We start from the raw sequence: 15,965 nt of genomic DNA on the forward strand, positions 1-15,965 counted from the left end.
TCAGCCCAGCCGGGCCTTGACCGCTGCCGAGACCCGGCTGCCGTCGGCCCGCCCGGACACCAGCGCGGACGCGGCCTTCATGATCTGCCCCATCTGCCGCATCCCGGGCTGCTCGCCGAGGTGCTCGGCGACCTCCGCGACGGCCTTGTCCACCAGCCGGCCCAGCTCGTCGTCGTCGAGTTGCGCCGGGAGGTACCCGGCGATGATCTCGCCCTCCGCGCGTTCCTTGGCCGCCAGCTCGTCGCGACCGTTCTCCGCGAACACCGCCGCCGCCTCGGCGCGCTTCTTGGCCTCCTTCGTGAGCACCTTGAGCACGTCGTCGTCGCCGAGTTCGCGTGCCTGCTTGCCCGCGACCTCCTCGGTCTGGATCGCGGCCAGCACCATCCGCAGCGTCCCGGTCCTGGTGGCGTCCTTGGCCTTCATGGCCCCGGTCAGGTCCGCGCGGATCCTGGTCTTCAGGTTCGAGCCCTGCCGGGCCTGGTCGTCATGGTCGGAATCGGGGTGATCGGACATGGGCACAGACGCTACGCGCCGCGGGGTGCCGGACGCACCCTCGAGTCGCGCCGCCGACCGGCGCCGATCCCGCACCCCGGCCGCTCGCGCGGGATCTTCGCGACGTCGCCCGCCGCACCGGCTGCCGTACCCTGGACTCCGTGTCACCTCTTTCGCAGCAACAGATCACCCGTTCCGCCGTGGCCGCCGCCGGTGTGGGCGCGGCCGGACTCGCCTACGCGACGCTGATCGAACGCAACGCGTTCACCCTGCGGGAAGTGACGCTGCCGGTGCTCGAACCCGGCTCCGCCTCGCTGCGGGTGCTGCACCTGAGCGACCTGCACATGATGCCGAACCAGCGGCTCAAGCAGGCGTGGCTGCGCGAGCTGGACGAGCTGGACCCTGACCTGGTGGTCAACACCGGCGACAACCTGTCGCACCAGCGGGCGGTGCCGGCCGTGGTGCAGTCGCTCGGCGGCCTGCTCGCCCGGCCCGGCCTGTTCGTCTTCGGCAGCAACGACTACTTCGCGCCGAAACCGAAGAACCCGCTCAAGTACTTCAAGAAGAATCACAAGCGGGTGCACGGCGAGCCGCTGCCCTGGCAGGACCTGCGGGCGGCGTTCACCGAGCGCGGCTGGCTCGACGCGACGCACGTGCGGCGCGAGTTCGAGGTGGCCGGCGTGCGGATCGCCGCCGCCGGGGTCGACGACCCGCACCTGCACCGCGACCGCTACGAGACGGTCGCCGGACGCCCCAATCCGCTGGCGAACCTGCGGCTCGGCCTGACGCACTCGCCGGAACCGCGCGTGCTCGACCGGTTCGCCGAGGACGGCTACGATCTCGTGCTCGCCGGTCACACCCACGGGGGCCAGCTGTGCCTGCCGTTCTACGGCGCGCTGGTGACGAACTGCCAGATCGACCGGGCACGGGTCAAGGGCGCGTCGCAGTGGGGCGAGCACATGCGCCTGCACGTCTCCGCCGGCATCGGAACGTCGCCGTATGCGCCGGCCAGGTTCTGCTGCCGCCCCGAGGCCACCCTGCTCACCCTCGTCGCCAACCAGGATCGGGACCCCGAAAGCGGTCCGGAAACCGGCGCTGAACAGCACGTTTCGCGATCTGAGGCAGGCGTGCGTTAGACTCGCCAAGGTTCGATTCGCAAGGGTCGAAACCGGGGTGTGGCGCAGCTTGGTAGCGCGCTTCGTTCGGGACGAAGAGGTCGTGGGTTCGAATCCCGCCACCCCGACACACAGACCGCCTCCGCTCTGATCTTCAGAGCGGAGGCGGTCTTTTTTCATCGACCTTTCACGCATCGACCGTTCCCCCAGTCGGCTCTCAGCGCGGCCACAGCGGTGCTGCATAGCCTTCGGAGATCCCCGCCCCGAAGGAGACGCCGAACGTTATGGGACCGACCACCGTCAACGGGCTCCCCGCCCATGTCCTGTTCGTCCACTTCGTGGTGGTGCTCGTGCCGCTGGCGGCGCTTCTGCTGATCCTGTCCGCGTGCTGGCCCGCGGCCCGCAGGCGACTGGGCGTGCTCACCCCGGCAGTCGCGCTGGTGGCGTTGGTCCTCGTACCGCTCACGACGCATGCCGGCGAGTGGCTCGAGCACCACACCGCGCGGGATCCGCTCGTGCGGGCCCACGCGCACCTCGGGGACACGCTGCTGTACTGGTCCGCTGCGGTGTTCGTCGTGTCCGCCGTGTCGTGGGCGGTGCAGCAGGACCGTTTTCGTGCACGGCTGACCGGGTGGGCGCGCCGGGCGGTGACCGGACGGGGCGTGACCGTCACCGTGGCGGTTCTCGCCGTGCTCGTCGCGGTCGGGTCGGTGGTGCAGGTGTACCGGATCGGCGACAGCGGCGCGAAGGCCGTCTGGCACGACCAGTCGACGGCCGCGACCGCACCCCGGTGACGCCGAGGCGCGGTCACCGCCTTTGATAACGAATCAACCCCTTTACCTGGGAAATATCATTGATTAGAGAGGGTCTGTTCCGCCTCTCACCGTCTCAAGGAGGTGAGTGCATCATGTCGACAGCGAACCTGCCCATTGAGAAGCACCCTGACATCGCCGCGCTTCGTGAACACTACGACCAGGCTGCAGGGACTCCGGTTGGACAGTTCACCGATGGTCTGACCTTGCTGGCCGGCCTGTACATGGCCGTGTCGCCCTGGATCATCGGGTTCCACGGCACGACGAACCTGATGATGAGCAACCTCATCGCAGGTCTGGCCGTGGCCGTGCTGGCGATCGGGTTCAGTTCGGCGCACGGCCGGTTCCACGGGCTCGCGTGGACCGTGCCGGCACTGGGTGTGTGGATGATCATCAGCCCGTGGGTCGTCGTCGGAGTATCCACGACCGCCGGAATGATCTGGTCGAACGTCGTCGGCGGCGCCGTCGTGCTGCTGCTGGGGATGGGCGTCGCGGGTATGGGGATGATGCGTATGCGCAAGTGAGCACGAGTCGCACACGGCCCCGGCCGGCAAGTCCGGTGAGGTGACCGTGTGAGGACAGCGGGGACGGTGCCGGGGCTACCCTCCCCGCTCAGTTCTGCCCCGGGACTCACGTCCGAAGGCCGGCAGAAAAAAGCCCGATCAGTCCTCGTCGTCGACCCGGAAGCCGACCTTGACGGTCACCTGGATGTGGGCGACGGACCCGTCGACGACGTGGCCGCGGGTGTGCACCACCTCGAACCACTCGCAGTTGCGGATCGTCGCCGCCGCCCGCGAGACAGCCTTGCGGATGGCGTCGTCGTAGCCGACGCTCGAGGAGCCGACGACCTCGGTGACCCGGTAGACGTGATCGCTCATGGCAAATCCTCTCTCGAGAGGGCCGGGTATTCCGCGAGCGTACGCCGGATCAGCGTGTCGGCACCGGCGTTTGCGACCGGTCCCCGGCCGCACCGACATCCTTCTGCGCGACCGCGAGAGCCCGCCCGAGGGTGCGCACCGCGAACCACACCGCACCCGCCGCGAGCGGCAGGTTCAGGCCCACGCCGAGCCCGATGGCCAGCATCTTGCCGGCGCCCGGCGCGGAGGTGCAGATGTCGAACCAGCTGTCCATCGCGAGCAGCGCCGCACCGGCGACCGCGGTCAGTGCGCTGCGCGGGTCGTGGCGCCGGATCAGCCATACGGTGGCTGCGGCAAATGCTGCGATCCCGAGGTCGAGCCCGATCCACGCGGCGGCCCAGTTGTGCGCCAGTGCGATGGAGGGCAGCGTGTTGCCCAGGTAGCCGACCCACGGCAGCATCCAGGCCACCATGCCGCCGGCGATCAGCGCGACGATCCCCTTGAGCCCGAGCCGGCGCAGCCACGCGACCGGCGGCCATTCGCGCACGGCGGAACCACCTGATGCGATCACGGACAGGGCGGAACCGGCGGAGAGAGGAGCCACGCCTCCATCGTGCTGGCGACGACCCCCGTTGTCGGCACCGCCAACCCACCAACCGTGGGTAGGGTTTTCCCTACCCGTCGTCCGTCAACGGTCAAGGAGGCACGTCGCGATCCAATATCGTGGGCCCGAGACCCATCATGGGACGCAGACCGGAGGGCGGTGGACGACGTGACCAGCACCCGGTCCCTGCGCATTCCGACCGACCCGGCGCGCGCACCGTTCGCGTCCGAGTTGTGGCTGGCCGCGATCGGGCTGCTCTTCGACGCGGTCACCGGCCTGGCGGGGCTGGCACTGTTGCTGCTGTTCGCGCTGTCCCTGCTGCTCTACCCGCTCGTGTACATCGGCCTGCCGCTGCCGGTCTGGTCCGCGGCACTGCTGCTGCGGCTGAGCCGGTTCCAGCGTCGGCCCATGCTGATCACCCTGGGCGCCGAGATCGGCGAGCCCACCGCGGTCGAGACGGCCGGCTCAGCACGCGAGCGGGCGCACACGGCGCTGACCGCACGGACGCTGTGGCGCAGCGTCGGGTACTGGGCGCTGCGGATCCCGTTGACCGTGCTCACCGTCGGCGGCGTGGTCGCGTTGCTCGCCGGGCCGATCGCGCTGGCCGCGTTGCCCGGCTACTGGCGCAACTACCCCACCCGGTCCGCGGACTTCGGCCCGGTGACCATCCACACCTGGTTCGGTACGGCGGTCGCCGCCGCGTGCGCGCTGATCTTCCTGTTCCTGGCCACCCCGGTGCTCATCCGCTGGCTCGCCGACCTCGACGTGGTGGCGGCGCGTGCGCTGCTGGCGCCGCAGACCCTCACCGAGCGGGTCGCCGAGCTGACCACCAGCCGCCAGCGTGTGGTCGACTCCGCGGAAGCCGAGCGGCGCCGCATCGAACGCGACCTGCACGACGGGGCGCAGCAGCGGTTGGTGTCGCTGGCCATGCTGCTGGGCCGGGTGCGGTCCCGGCTCGGCCCCGACGCCGATCCGGTCACCCGCGAACTGGTCGACCAGGCGCACCGGGAGGCGAAGGCGTCGATCACCGAACTGCGGGACCTGACCCGCGGGCTGCACCCGCCGGTGCTCACCGACCGCGGACTCGACGCCGCACTGTCCGCGGTGGCCGCCCGCGCGCCCATCCCGGTCTCGATCGAAGTGGCACCCGAGCTCACCGGCGAGCACCGTCCCCCGGCGACCCTCGAGGCGATCGTGTATTTCGTTGTCGCCGAGGCACTCACGAACGTCGCCAAGCACGCCGGCGCCTCGCACGCGTGGGTCCGCGTCACGCGCACCCCGGCCCGGCTGCGCGCGGTCATCATCGACGACGGCCGCGGCGGAGCGCATCCGGTTCCCGGCGGCGGGCTGACCGGCATCGCGGACCGGCTCAGCGGCATCGACGGCACGCTGCACATCGACAGCCCGGCGACGGGGACGACGACGGTGACCGTGGAGGTGCCGTGCGCATCGTGATCGCCGAGGACTCGGTGCTGCTGCGCGAGGGGGTGCGCAGCCTCCTGATCGAGCAGGGCGCCGAGGTGGTCGCCGCGGTCGGCGACGGCGAACAGTTGCTGCGGTCCGTCGCGGAGCATCGGCCGGACGTGTGCATCGTCGACGTGCGGATGCCGCCGACCTTCACCGACGAGGGTCTGCGCGCGGCGCTGGTCATCCGGCGGCAGTGGCCGGACATCGGGGTGCTGGTGCTGTCGCAGTACGTCGAGGAGCGCTACGCGACCGAGTTGATCGGCGACAGCTCGCAGGGCGTCGGCTACCTGCTCAAGGACCGGGTCGCCGACGTCGAGGAGTTCTACGAGGCCGTGACCCGGGTCGCCGACGCGGGCACCGCGATCGACCCGGACGTGATCAGTCAGCTGCTGGCCCGCAGCCGCCGCCAGGACCCCCTCGCCACGCTCAGCCCCCGCGAGCGCGAGGTCCTCGCCGCGATGGCCCGCGGAATGTCCAACGCGGGCATCGGATCCGAGCTGTGCATCGGCTCGGCGGCCGTGGAGAAGCACATCACGAACATCTTCCTGAAGCTCGGACTGAGCACCTCGGGCGGCGAGCACCGTCGGGTGCACGCCGTGCTGCGGTATCTGGGCGCCGAGTCGTGAGCCAAACCGATCCCGTCCGGCATCCCACGCTCGAGACCACCCGCCACCGGGTGCTGCTCGCCGGCGGTCCGGCGCTGCTGGTGGTGGTGGGCCTGGCCGTCTGGCTGATCGTGGGGGTCCTGCTGTCCGGTCATCGGACCTTCCTGTTCGACGCCACCGTCACCCCCCACGGCGACGTGCTGCGCCTGCGTGGGGTCGGCGACGCGACGTTCGTCTCCTCGGACGACGGACGGATCCACGTGCACGCCGGCGGGCGGTACCGCGGCAGTCCACCCCGCGTCGACCTCGCGGACGGCAACTCGCTGATCACGAGTTCGTGCCCGGAGTCCGCGCTGAGCCGGTGCCGGGTGCGGCTGGAGATCGCCGTGCCGCCGGACCTGGCACTGCGAGTGCAGTTGGTCACCGGGTCGGTCCTCGTGGAGGGGTTGCGCTCGAACGTGGCCGTCGCGACCGACGACGGCGAGGTCACCGTCATCGACCCCACCGGTCCGGTGGTCGCCGAGACCGGCAACGGCAACATCACCGTCAGCGGCGCCCGCTCGGCCCAGGTGCGCGCCCGCAGCGCGAGCGGCGAGGTCGACATGAACTTCGACGCCCCGCCCGACCTCGTCGACGCGCATTCCGGCGGCGGGGACGTGATCGTGCGCATCCACGACCCCCTGCCGTCCGCGGTGCGCACCGACGCCGAGGGCGGTGTCGCCACCGTGACCGTCCCCGTCGATCCGGCCGCGCCCCGCTCGATCGACGCGGCGACCGCCGATGGTGACATCATCGTCAGCGTCCGCTGACCAGGAGGTGCCCCCATGCCGGTTCATCAGTGGCCCGACGACGATCCGAGCCGCAACGAGGTCCGTTCGGCTGCAAGCATGTTCGAGCAGGCGGTGGACCTGATCAGCCATCCGGTCCAGGACGCGCACCGCGCGCTGGCCGACCGCGTGTTCGGCGCTCTGGGTTCACTCCGGCGCCTCGGGCCGGTGGCCGCGCCGGCACGCGCCGCGCACGACAGCCTCGCCGAACTCACCTACGCCGGGGTGCGGGCGGGCGCGACGGCGTTGACCGGGATGATCAGCACGGCCGCCGAGGTCCTGCCCGAGGACGCGGTGTCCTACGCGGATGCCGAGAGTTCGATCATCGTCGGCACGATCCACGGGGTCGTCGACGGCGATCCGAGCGAGAGTGAGGACGAGGCAGAAGCCGAGACGGAGTCGGCGGCAGAGGCAGAGGGCGCGCCCGTGCTCGGAACGCACCAGCACCTGCGCCGTTTCGGCTCGTCGACGGTGCTGCTCACCGACGGCGCCCCAGTGACCGACCACGCGGTGGTCCTGGTGCACGCGCTCGGCGCGACCGAGCAGGCGTGGTGGTACCGCACCGGCGGCTCGGGCACGGTGGTCGCGGGCCTGGCCGAGCTGGGGTGCACGCCGGTGATCCTGCGCCTGGATCCGGCGCGGTCGGTCGCCGACAACGGCCGCGAGCTGTCCCGGATGCTCGCCGCACTGGTCGCCGGGTGGCCGGGTCCGGGGACCGTGCCGCCGCGACGGATCGACCTCGTCGGGCATTCGATCGGCGGACTGGTGGTCCGGCACGCCTGTGCTGCAACGGAATCCGACCTGTGGCTGCCGCTGGTACGGACGGCGTGCTATCTCGGCACGCCCCATCTGGGCGCGCCGGTGAACCGGGGCTCCCGGCAACTGGCCGAGGCGTTGAAGATGGCTCCCGAGGGCCGGACCATGGGCGAGTTCGCCGGGCTGCGCCACACCGTCGACGATGCCCTACGCCACGGCACCGACCTACCGCTGACGGAAGGGGTTCGGCATGTCGGCGTGGTCGCCACGCTGGCCGAGGACCCGGAGTGCTGGTGGGCCGACCGCCTCGGTGACGGCCTGGTGAGCATGCGTAGCGCGCGCGGTCCGCTCGCCGAGACCGTGGTGCTGCCCGACACCGGCCACCTGCGACTGCTCGAACACCGACGGGTCGCAGAGTTGTTGCGGGAGTTGACCTCCGACGAGTGAGCGGCGGACTGCCGCAGCAGACCGCCCGCCCATGAGGACAGCTCGGGCGACTCAGACGGTCGCGGTGACGGTCACGTCGACATTGCCGCTGGTGGCGCGCGAGTACGGGCACATCTGGTGCGACTTCTCCATGACCTCGTCGGCCTGAGTCTGGGTCAGTCCGGGCAGCGTCCCGGTGATGGTGCCGGCGAGGCCGAAGTTCCCCGTCTCGTCCTGGCCGATGCCGACGTCCACCTTCACGGTGTCACCGGAGAGCGTCAGGCCCATGTCCTTGGCCACGTTGCGCACCGCCTGGTGGAAGCAGGCCGCCCAGCCCGCCGAGAACAGCTGCTCGGGGTTGGTCGCACCGCCCGGGCCGCCCATCTCCTTCGGGAACTTGACGTCGAAGTCCAGGCGACCGTCGGAGGAGGCGACGTGACCGTTGCGGCCGTCACCGGTGGAGGTCGACGTGGCGGTGTACGCGACATTCAGGCTCATTCGGAACTCCTTGTGTTCGTTGGGTTGACGTTCATCGGAGCGGATCGGCAGGAGGGGCACAGTCCCCAGAACACGACCTCGGCCTCGTCCACGAGGTAGCCGTGCGTGTCCGACGGGTCCAGGCACGGCGCGTGCCCGACGACGCAGTCGACATCGGTGACGGCGCCGCAGGACCGGCAGACCAGGTGATGGTGGTTGTCGCCGGTGCGGGCCTCGAACCGGGCCGGCGACCCGGCCGGCTCGATCCGGCGCAGGATTCCCGCCCCGACACAGGCCTTGAGCACGTCGTACACGGCCTGCGTGGAGACGGAGCCGAGCTCCCGCCGGACATCGGTGGCGACGCGATCCGCGTCCGAATGCGGGTGCGCGGCGACGACCTTCAGGACCGCGAGCCGCGGCGCGGTCACCCGCAGTCCCGCAGCGCGCAGCAGCACCCGGGGATCACCGTCGCTGTCGTGCATGACTCCCAGTATGCGCTTTGTCTGGAGTCGGTCAAGATAAAGCGGCCGATCCGGGGCCCGGGAGATGATCACGGGTGGTTAGAATGCCTTGGCTCGGCGCCTACGGGGAGGCGCGCAGGAAGAACCGGCGCGCGCCGGACTGAGGGGAGCGTGGTTCAGCAGTGTATCGACGGGCGTTTCTCAAGTCCGCCGGCGCCGGTGTCGCCGCGGCCGCGCTGGCCCAGGCGTTCGGGTCGTCGCGACCGGCGCAGGCGTTGCCGATCGGCATCGACAGTTACCGCCGGATGGTGCCGGAGTTGTTCGCGCCGCCGCCGCTGCCGCCCGCCCACTCCGAGGTGATCGTCGTCGGCTCCGGCTTCGGCGCCTCCGCCGCCGCGCTGCGGCTCGCGCAGGCCGGTCAGCAGGTGACCGTGCTCGAACGCGGCCTGCGCTGGCCGCGCAGCCCGTGGCGGGAGATCTTCACCACCGACATGCTGGCCGACGGCCGGGCGCTCTATCACCGCACCCACTTCACCAACCCGACCGGACTCCCGGTCCTGTGCGACGACTTCGCCGGCGTCCTCGACGTCACCGACTACCCCGGGCTGTCAGTCTGGCGCGGCGCCGCCGTCGGCGGCGGGTCGATCGTGTTCACCGGAGTGATGATCGCGCCGGAGCGGCGGTTCTTCGAGCAGGTCTTCGGCGGCCGCCTCGGCTACGACGAGATGGCCTCGCGTTGGTACCCGAAGGTGCGCGCGCAGCTGCGGCTGAGTCCGGTGCCGGGAGATCTGTACGGCCGGCCGGAGTTCGCTCATTCGCGCCGCTGGGACGCCGATGCGCGGGCCGCCGGCTACCGGCCGATGGCGGTCGACGGCATCTGGAACTGGAACGTGGTCCGCGACGAGGCCGCGGGACGCGCCCGCCGCTCGGCGCTGGCCGGCGAGAGCGACTTCGGAAACTCCGACGGCGCGAAGTACGACCTGAACCAGAACTATCTGCCGGCCGCCGAGGCGACCGGGCGCGCGCGGATCTGCCACGGCCACACGGTGCGTGCCATCGGCCGTGAGGCCGACGGACGGTACTGGCTGCGGGTCGACCAGCGCGACCCGGCCGGCGCGGTGGTGCGCAGTTCCACGATCACCTGCGACCGCCTGGTGCTCGGCGCCGGCTCGATCGGCACCACCGAGTTGCTGGTCCGCGCGCGGGACACCGGCTCGTTGCCGGCGCTCGACGAACGGGTCGGGCGCGGCTGGGGCACCAACGGCGACGCCGCGATGGTCCGCAGCTTCGCGCCGAACGAGGACTTCCTGGGTGACCAGGCCGCACCGTGCGCGTCGCGGGTCGTCGACGATTCGGGGCTGCCGGTGAGCATGGAGAACTGGTTCGTGGCCGGGCTGTCGAAGGACATCGCGATGCTCGCCTCGCTGGGCATGACGATGGACCCGGCCCGCGGGTCGTTCCACTACGACCGCCGGACCGACCGGGTGGTGCTCGACTGGCCTGGGGCGCGTGCCGGTGTGGATGCCCTGCGCCGCATGCAGAACCGGATGGCCGCGGCCGGGCACACCGTCCCCGGCGCCGGTCCGATGGCACCGGACATCAACACCTCGTTCACCGCGCACCCGCTCGGTGGTGCGGTGCTGGGAGACGTGACCGACGGCTTCGGCCGGGTCAAGGGCTACCGCGGCCTGTACGTCATGGACGGCGCGCTGATCCCGGGCAGCACCGGCACGGTCAACCCGTCGCTGACGATCACCGCACTGGCGGAACGCAACATCGCGCAGGTCATCTCGGCCGGAGGCTGAACCGCCGGCCCGACCGCACCTGGCGGACGTCGGGGGCGGCGCTCAGCGCGCCCGCAGGGCCAGGACCAGAGCGGTCGCACCACCGAACGCGGCCAGTGTGCGGGCGTGGTTCCAGGCCATCCACGCCGAGTAGAAGTGCGACCAGACCGCGCCTGCGCCGGGGCTGTCCGGGTCGACCTTCATCAACTCGTCGTTGTGGGGGACGTGGTATCCGACCAGGATGAGCACGCTGATCAGGTAGAGCACGCAGCCGGCGATCTGCCATGCGGTCGCCGCGTCGTGGCGCTTGATCCCCGCGACCATCGCGAGCACGCACACGATGGCGGTGCCGAACAGCACCAGCATCAACAGCGGACTGCTCGGGGCGGCCCTGTTGATCGAGTTCATCGCGCTGATCGCCTGCGGCGGCGACTGCTTTCGCAGTCCGGGCATGACGAACGTCGAGAACGCGAGGTACACACCGGCGCTCAGGGCTGCACCGATCGCTGCGGCGGCCGTCAATCCGCGGGACAAGTTCTCGATCACCGGGCTTCTCCGTCCGCGTCGGGTACGAGTTGTCGTCGTCATGGAAACGAGTCAACCGGCGCACGGCAACACTCTCCATAGCCGAAGCGCTCAACAGCATTCGTTATCGTCTACGCATGGACGCACTGGTCGGCTTCCTCGACGGACCGCGCGCCCGCGGCGCGTTCCTGCTCCGCTCGGTACTGGATCCGCCGTGGTCCCTGTGGATCAAAGACGAAGCGCCGCTGACGATCGCAGCAGTGGTGCGCGGCACGGCGTGGGTGCGCTACGAGGGCGACGATCCGCGGCCGCTGCACCCCGGCGATGTGGCGATCATGCGCGGACCGGACCACTACATCGTCGCCGACTCACCGGACACGGCCCCGCAGGTGATCATCGGTCCCGGGCAGGTGTGCACCACTGTCGAGGGCGTGACCGTCGCCGAGTCGATGAGTCAGGGTGTGCGGACGTGGGGCAACACCGCGCAGGGCGCGACGGTCATGTTGACCGGCACCTACTCCGGCGACGGCGTGATCAGCCGGCGTCTGGTCGACGTGCTGCCCCGGCTGATCGTGATGTGTGACGGCCAGTGGGACTGCCCGGTCATCCCACTGCTCGCCGACGAGATCGGCAAGGACGAACCCGGTCAGGAGGCGGTGCTCGACCGGTTGCTGGACCTGCTCGTCGTCGCGGCGCTGCGTGCCTGGCTCTCCCGGCCTGATGCGGATGCCCCCGCCTGGTACCGCGCGCACGCCGATCCGGTCGCCGGACGCGCGCTGCGCCTGCTGCAGAACAACCCCGAGCAACCGTGGACCGTCGCCGCGCTGGCCGGCGAGGTCGGCGTCTCCCGGGCGGCGTTGGCACGGCGCTTCAGCACCTTGGTCGGCGAGCCGCCGATGGCCTTCCTGACGGGGTGGCGCCTCACCCTCGCGGCCGATCTGCTGTTGGAGCCGAACGCCACGGTCGCCTCGGTCGCCCGAAAGGTGGGATACGGCAGCCCGTTCACGTTCAGCACGGCGTTCAAGCGGCATCACGGCTGCAGCCCGCAGACACATCGGTCCACGCGACTGGACGATTTCCGCGTACCCGCGAGTTCCTGAGGTTCGCTTCCACGCACGCGAGCCGCCGACCGGGCTGTCCGGTCGGCGGCTCGTCCGCTGTTCGTAATCGCGCAGGTGATCTCGGCCGGCGGCTGAGCGCACGGGATGAAGGGTGTTCAAAGCTTCATTGAACATCGTTCATTCTGTGGTTACAGTCACATCATGACCACCGACGCCGCTGACCAGCATGTGGCGGCCACCCACGCGACGACAGGTCCGGCCTCCGCGGTCTGTTCAGTGGCGCCCCCGGCGCTGTCGGCCTGCCCTACGGGTCGTGATCTTCCCAAGTCGATGCTGGAACGGATGACGCTGATCCTCGATGCGTTCGATCGACCCTCGACACGGCTGACCCTCAAGCAGATCGCAGATCGGACCCGGCTTCCGCAGTCGACAACGCACCGCATACTCGACCAGCTGATATATCTGCACTGGATCAACCACGGCTCTTTCGGCTACACCCCGGGCCGGCGCGCGCTCGGCCTGGGCGGGCACGACGCCAAGCCCTGTGAGATCGGCGAGATCCGCAAGGCCGCCGCGCCGCACCTGCACGAGTTGCACCTGCGCACAGGCGCCGCTGTACACCTGGCCGTTCTGGACGGCCCAGACGAGATCTACCTCGACAAGATCGGCGGCAGATTCGCGGCGTCGCTGGCCTCGCGCGTCGGCGGGCGCAACCCCGCCCACATCACCACCGGCGGACGCGCGATGCTCGCAGGACTCGATCCACAGCACATCGACACGTTGGTTCACGACAATCTGCGACGGCCCAGCAACCCGCGCGATTGGACACTGGGCGGCCTACACAAGGAACTCGACCAGATCCGGCGGCGCCGCGGACTCTCGATCGACCACACCGGCACCATGAATTTCGCCAGCGTCGCAATGGCGATAAGTGGATCTGATGGCCCGGTGGCGGCGATCTGCCTCTGCCCCGAATCGAGCCATGCGACCCTCGGGCACGTCGCGCCGCTCCTCGTCGAGGCTGTCCGGCAGACGTCCCTCGAGCTGTACCCACAGGACGCGGATCAGCCGGCCGCCCCGAACATAAAGATCAGCAATACTTCTCATGCGACGTAGCTGATCGACCTCGTTGGCCTGCAGTCGTGTCCGTCTGCGCTGGAAGTGATCGGAAGGCGCCGCCGTCCACCGGGCTGTTCCACGAGGCACTGGCGCCTTCCGGTTCAGGCGGTGACACGGGCGGCGTTGCCCGCATCAACTGGCAGAACGGTGCCGCTGACGTGCGCCGCGGCCTCGGCGGTGAAGAACAGCACCGCCCGGGTGATCTCGGCCGGGTCCAGCCAGGCGACGGGCTGCGCGTGCAGGCCTCGCATGATGTGCTCGATGTCGTCGGGCCCGGGGTTGTCGAGATCGGGACGCAGGTGCCGGTAGAGGGCGTCGTTGTGCAGCATCCCGGTGGCGATGTTGCCGGGCGCGATCGCGTTGACGGTGATCCCGTGCCCGGCAAGGTCGAGGGCGGCGCTCTTGGTCAAACCGATCACCCCCCACTTGGAGGCGCTGTACGCGGCCATGTTGGTGTTCCCCGCGCGGCCGAGCATCGAGGAGATCGTCACGATCCGGCCGTAACCACGGTCGATCATGCCGGGGGCGACGGCGGCGAGGGTGTTGAACACACCGGTGAGGTTGGTGCCGACCACCTCGTTCCACATCTCGGTGCTGGTGGCCTGCACCGGCGCCGCCGCGGACACGCCCGCGTTGGCGATCGCGATATCGATGCGGCCGAACTCGGCGGTGGCCTGGGCGACCACCGCGTCCAGCGCCGCCCGGTCCGCGACGTCGGCCCGGGTCGCCAGGCAGCGTCCGCCGGCGGCCTCGACGAGACGCACAGTCTCGGCGAAGTCCTCCTTGGTCGCCATCGGGTGGCCGATCACCTCGCGGTCCTCGCACCGGTCGACGAGCACCACGTCCGCGCCGCGCTCGGCGTACGCGACCGCGTGGGAGCGGCCCTGGCCTCGTGCTCCGCCGGTGATCAGCGCTACCCGGCCGGTGAATTCGTCCTTCATGACTTGCCCTTCCGTTCATTCATGCGGTGACACTTTCGGCTTTGGTGGCCCGGCTAGGCCGCCATCGTGTGGTCGGCGGGGGTCGAGGTTGTGGTCTCCTCTTCCAGGCCGCCCTGGGCGGGCCGGCGGCCGTGCCTCATGAGCACGGCCACGATCAGGCCGACCACACCGACGGCGATCGCGACGTAATACCCCTGGGTCAGGGCCGCGTCCTTGTACAGCACCGCGTGGGAGGTGGGAACCACCATGAGCACGTGCTGGGACATCACCACGCCGGTGACGGCGGAGGCGATGCCGCTGGCGAGCAGTGCGGTCATGCCCGCGATCGTGTTACCGATGCCGCCCTGCTGCTTCGGCAGGGCGTCCTGCACGAGGTTGCCGTTCGAGGAGTTGAGGAAGCCGACCGCGAAGCCGGCAAAGAAGCTGACCACGCCGATCTGCCACTGCACGGTGAGCAGTGTGGACATCGCGAACATGATGCCGAGGAACAGCACCGCGGAGGTGATCAGCACGTAGCGGGCGCCGATCTTCTTGGACAGGTAGCCGCCGAGCGGGCCGGCGAACATGCCGACGAGGCCCAGCGGGAAGGTCCAGATCGCGAAGTCGATCGCGGACAGTCCGGCGCCGTAGGAGATGCCCGGCATGTGCGGCATCTCCAGCATGGTCGGGCGGATGACGGCGTCGGCACTCTGCATGTAGGACACGCAGGCGACGGCGAGGACGGTCGGACCGAACTTGCGGCCGAACAGGATCTTCAGGTCGATGACGGGGTTCGGGGTGATCCGCTGCCAGATCACGAAGCCGACCAGCATCACCGCGCCGAGCGCGAACAGACCGAGCGTGCCGGCGGACCCCCAGCCCCAGTCGGCGCCCTCGGTCAGGGCCAGCAGCAGCACGCCGATCCCGGGGCCGAGCAGGACGACGCCCAGGTAGTCGACGGGCCGGTCGACGCGCACGTCGCTCTCGGGCACGACCGCGATGTACACGGGCATCAGCACGATCACGTAGATCGCCATGAACCAGAAGATCGACTGCGAGCCGAAACTGTCGATGAGCCAACCGGCGATGAACGGTCCGGCGACGGCGGACATGCCGATGCCGGTCACCACGGCGCCGAGCGCGACCGGGACGGTCTCGCGCGGGATGATGTCGCGGACCAGGCCGTAGGAGATGCCGACGATGCCGACCAGCGAGCCCTGCAGCGCGCGGCCCACCAGCAGCATCGAGAAACTGCCGGCGACGGCAGCGAGGACGCTGCCGATCACGAAGATCACCGCCAGCGCGATGATCGTGTTCTTCTTGCCCCACCTGTCGGAGGCCTTGCCGACCAGCGGTTGGATGGTGGCGCCCACCAGCGAGACGATGGTGAACACCCAGGCGACATTCAGGGTTTGGAACTGCTGGGCGAGGTGCGGCAGGTCCGGGAGCACCAGCATGAACTCGAACGTCGCGATCTCGGATAGCAGGATGATCACCGCGAGAACGGCGATGATCCGGGACTTGGGTACCGGCCCGTGGGCCGGATTGAGGTTGAGCGCCATCGTCTTCCTTCAGAGGCAGGGGCGCGTCGCCACGGTTTCGAACGTGACGGGCACGCAGGGGAGCTTCGAGGTGACCGGAGTCGAAGTGGACGTGA

Annotated in this window: 18 protein-coding genes and 1 tRNA gene; 11 read left to right on the plus strand and 8 right to left on the minus strand. The window is 70.1% G+C overall.

Going from position 1 to position 15,965, the window contains the following annotated elements:
• Positions 1–513 (minus strand): GatB/YqeY domain-containing protein, encoded by a 513-nt coding sequence (locus G4X40_RS04545; RefSeq protein WP_277830445.1) that lies wholly within the window; start codon positions 511–513, stop codon positions 1–3.
• A 140-nt stretch (positions 514–653) separates the two neighbouring features.
• On the opposite strand from G4X40_RS04545, the gene G4X40_RS04550 reads away from it, so the two are divergent.
• The 4 genes from G4X40_RS04550 (at position 654) to G4X40_RS04565 (ending at position 2,943) form a co-directional block, all read left to right on the plus strand.
• Positions 654–1,628 carry a metallophosphoesterase gene (locus G4X40_RS04550; RefSeq protein WP_277830447.1) on the plus strand — a complete coding sequence of 325 codons (975 nt, stop codon included), beginning with the start codon at positions 654–656 and terminating at the stop codon, positions 1,626–1,628.
• A 33-nt stretch (positions 1,629–1,661) separates the two neighbouring features.
• A tRNA-Pro gene (locus G4X40_RS04555) sits at positions 1,662–1,735 on the plus strand.
• Positions 1,736–1,891: 156 nt separating this feature from the next.
• Positions 1,892–2,401 carry a DUF2231 domain-containing protein gene (locus tag G4X40_RS04560; protein WP_277830448.1) on the plus strand — a complete coding sequence of 170 codons (510 nt, stop codon included), beginning with the start codon at positions 1,892–1,894 and terminating at the stop codon, positions 2,399–2,401.
• 113 nt (positions 2,402–2,514) lie between these two features.
• Positions 2,515–2,943: an SPW repeat protein gene (locus tag G4X40_RS04565; RefSeq protein ID WP_277830449.1), complete on the plus strand. Its 429-nt coding sequence runs from the start codon at positions 2,515–2,517 to the stop codon at positions 2,941–2,943.
• A 138-nt stretch (positions 2,944–3,081) separates the two neighbouring features.
• On the opposite strand, the gene G4X40_RS04570 is transcribed toward G4X40_RS04565, so the two are convergent.
• The gene (locus G4X40_RS04570) at positions 3,082–3,297 is read right to left on the minus strand and encodes a dodecin (RefSeq protein ID WP_277830451.1); all 216 of its coding nucleotides are present in this window, start codon (positions 3,295–3,297) and stop codon (positions 3,082–3,084) included.
• A 49-nt stretch (positions 3,298–3,346) separates the two neighbouring features.
• On the minus strand, positions 3,347–3,880 hold the full coding sequence (locus G4X40_RS04575; protein WP_277830453.1) for a hypothetical protein: 534 nt from the start codon (positions 3,878–3,880) through the stop codon (positions 3,347–3,349).
• Positions 3,881–4,048: 168 nt separating this feature from the next.
• Between G4X40_RS04575 and G4X40_RS04580 the strand changes: the two genes are divergently transcribed.
• From G4X40_RS04580 to G4X40_RS04595, 4 genes are read left to right on the plus strand one after another with little or no spacing between them, the layout of a single operon-like run.
• Positions 4,049–5,335 carry a sensor histidine kinase gene (locus tag G4X40_RS04580; protein WP_277830455.1) on the plus strand — a complete coding sequence of 429 codons (1,287 nt, stop codon included), beginning with the start codon at positions 4,049–4,051 and terminating at the stop codon, positions 5,333–5,335.
• Entirely contained in the window at positions 5,323–5,973 is a 651-nt protein-coding gene (locus tag G4X40_RS04585; protein WP_277830457.1) for a response regulator transcription factor, read from the plus strand. Before G4X40_RS04580 ends, G4X40_RS04585 begins: the two co-directional genes overlap by 13 nt.
• Positions 5,970–6,761, plus strand: coding sequence for a DUF4097 family beta strand repeat-containing protein (locus G4X40_RS04590; protein ID WP_277830459.1), 792 nt, complete (start codon positions 5,970–5,972; stop codon positions 6,759–6,761). The genes G4X40_RS04585 and G4X40_RS04590 overlap by 4 nt, the downstream gene beginning before the upstream one ends.
• 15 nt (positions 6,762–6,776) lie before the next feature.
• Entirely contained in the window at positions 6,777–7,982 is a 1,206-nt protein-coding gene (locus G4X40_RS04595) for an esterase/lipase family protein (RefSeq protein WP_277830460.1), read from the plus strand.
• A gap of 51 nt (positions 7,983–8,033) precedes the next feature.
• Here G4X40_RS04595 and G4X40_RS04600 read toward each other — a convergent pair whose 3' ends face one another.
• Both G4X40_RS04600 and G4X40_RS04605 read right to left on the minus strand, forming a co-directional pair.
• Positions 8,034–8,453: an organic hydroperoxide resistance protein gene (locus tag G4X40_RS04600; RefSeq protein WP_277831280.1), complete on the minus strand. Its 420-nt coding sequence runs from the start codon at positions 8,451–8,453 to the stop codon at positions 8,034–8,036.
• Between the two features lie 2 nt (positions 8,454–8,455).
• Entirely contained in the window at positions 8,456–8,920 is a 465-nt protein-coding gene (locus tag G4X40_RS04605; protein ID WP_277830461.1) for a Fur family transcriptional regulator, read from the minus strand.
• 161 nt (positions 8,921–9,081) lie between these two features.
• On the opposite strand from G4X40_RS04605, the gene G4X40_RS04610 reads away from it, so the two are divergent.
• Positions 9,082–10,704, plus strand: a complete 1,623-nt coding sequence (locus tag G4X40_RS04610) for a GMC oxidoreductase (RefSeq protein ID WP_277830462.1) — start codon at positions 9,082–9,084, stop codon at positions 10,702–10,704.
• Between the two features lie 42 nt (positions 10,705–10,746).
• Here the strand turns inward: G4X40_RS04610 and G4X40_RS04615 are convergent, their stop codons facing one another.
• Positions 10,747–11,229 (minus strand): anthrone oxygenase family protein, encoded by a 483-nt coding sequence (locus G4X40_RS04615; protein WP_277830463.1) that lies wholly within the window; start codon positions 11,227–11,229, stop codon positions 10,747–10,749.
• 116 nt (positions 11,230–11,345) lie between these two features.
• Here G4X40_RS04615 and G4X40_RS04620 point away from each other — a divergent pair, with 116 nt between their 5' ends.
• A complete protein-coding gene (locus G4X40_RS04620; RefSeq protein WP_277830465.1) occupies positions 11,346–12,308 on the plus strand; it encodes an AraC family transcriptional regulator in 963 nt (320 codons plus the stop codon).
• 105 nt (positions 12,309–12,413) lie between these two features.
• Positions 12,414–13,385 carry an IclR family transcriptional regulator gene (locus tag G4X40_RS04625; protein ID WP_277830466.1) on the plus strand — a complete coding sequence of 324 codons (972 nt, stop codon included), beginning with the start codon at positions 12,414–12,416 and terminating at the stop codon, positions 13,383–13,385.
• 104 nt (positions 13,386–13,489) lie between these two features.
• On the opposite strand, the gene G4X40_RS04630 is transcribed toward G4X40_RS04625, so the two are convergent.
• Together G4X40_RS04630 and G4X40_RS04635 are read right to left on the minus strand one after the other, a co-directional pair.
• The gene (locus G4X40_RS04630; RefSeq protein ID WP_277830469.1) at positions 13,490–14,329 is read right to left on the minus strand and encodes a mycofactocin-coupled SDR family oxidoreductase; all 840 of its coding nucleotides are present in this window, start codon (positions 14,327–14,329) and stop codon (positions 13,490–13,492) included.
• A 53-nt stretch (positions 14,330–14,382) separates the two neighbouring features.
• Positions 14,383–15,870, minus strand: coding sequence for an MFS transporter (locus G4X40_RS04635; RefSeq protein ID WP_277830471.1), 1,488 nt, complete (start codon positions 15,868–15,870; stop codon positions 14,383–14,385).
• Positions 15,871–15,965 lie beyond the last annotated feature (95 nt).

Origin of the sequence: Speluncibacter jeojiensis (assembly GCF_029589495.1) — a bacterium.
GTDB classification, from domain to species: domain Bacteria; phylum Actinomycetota; class Actinomycetes; order Mycobacteriales; family Mycobacteriaceae; genus Speluncibacter; species Speluncibacter jeojiensis.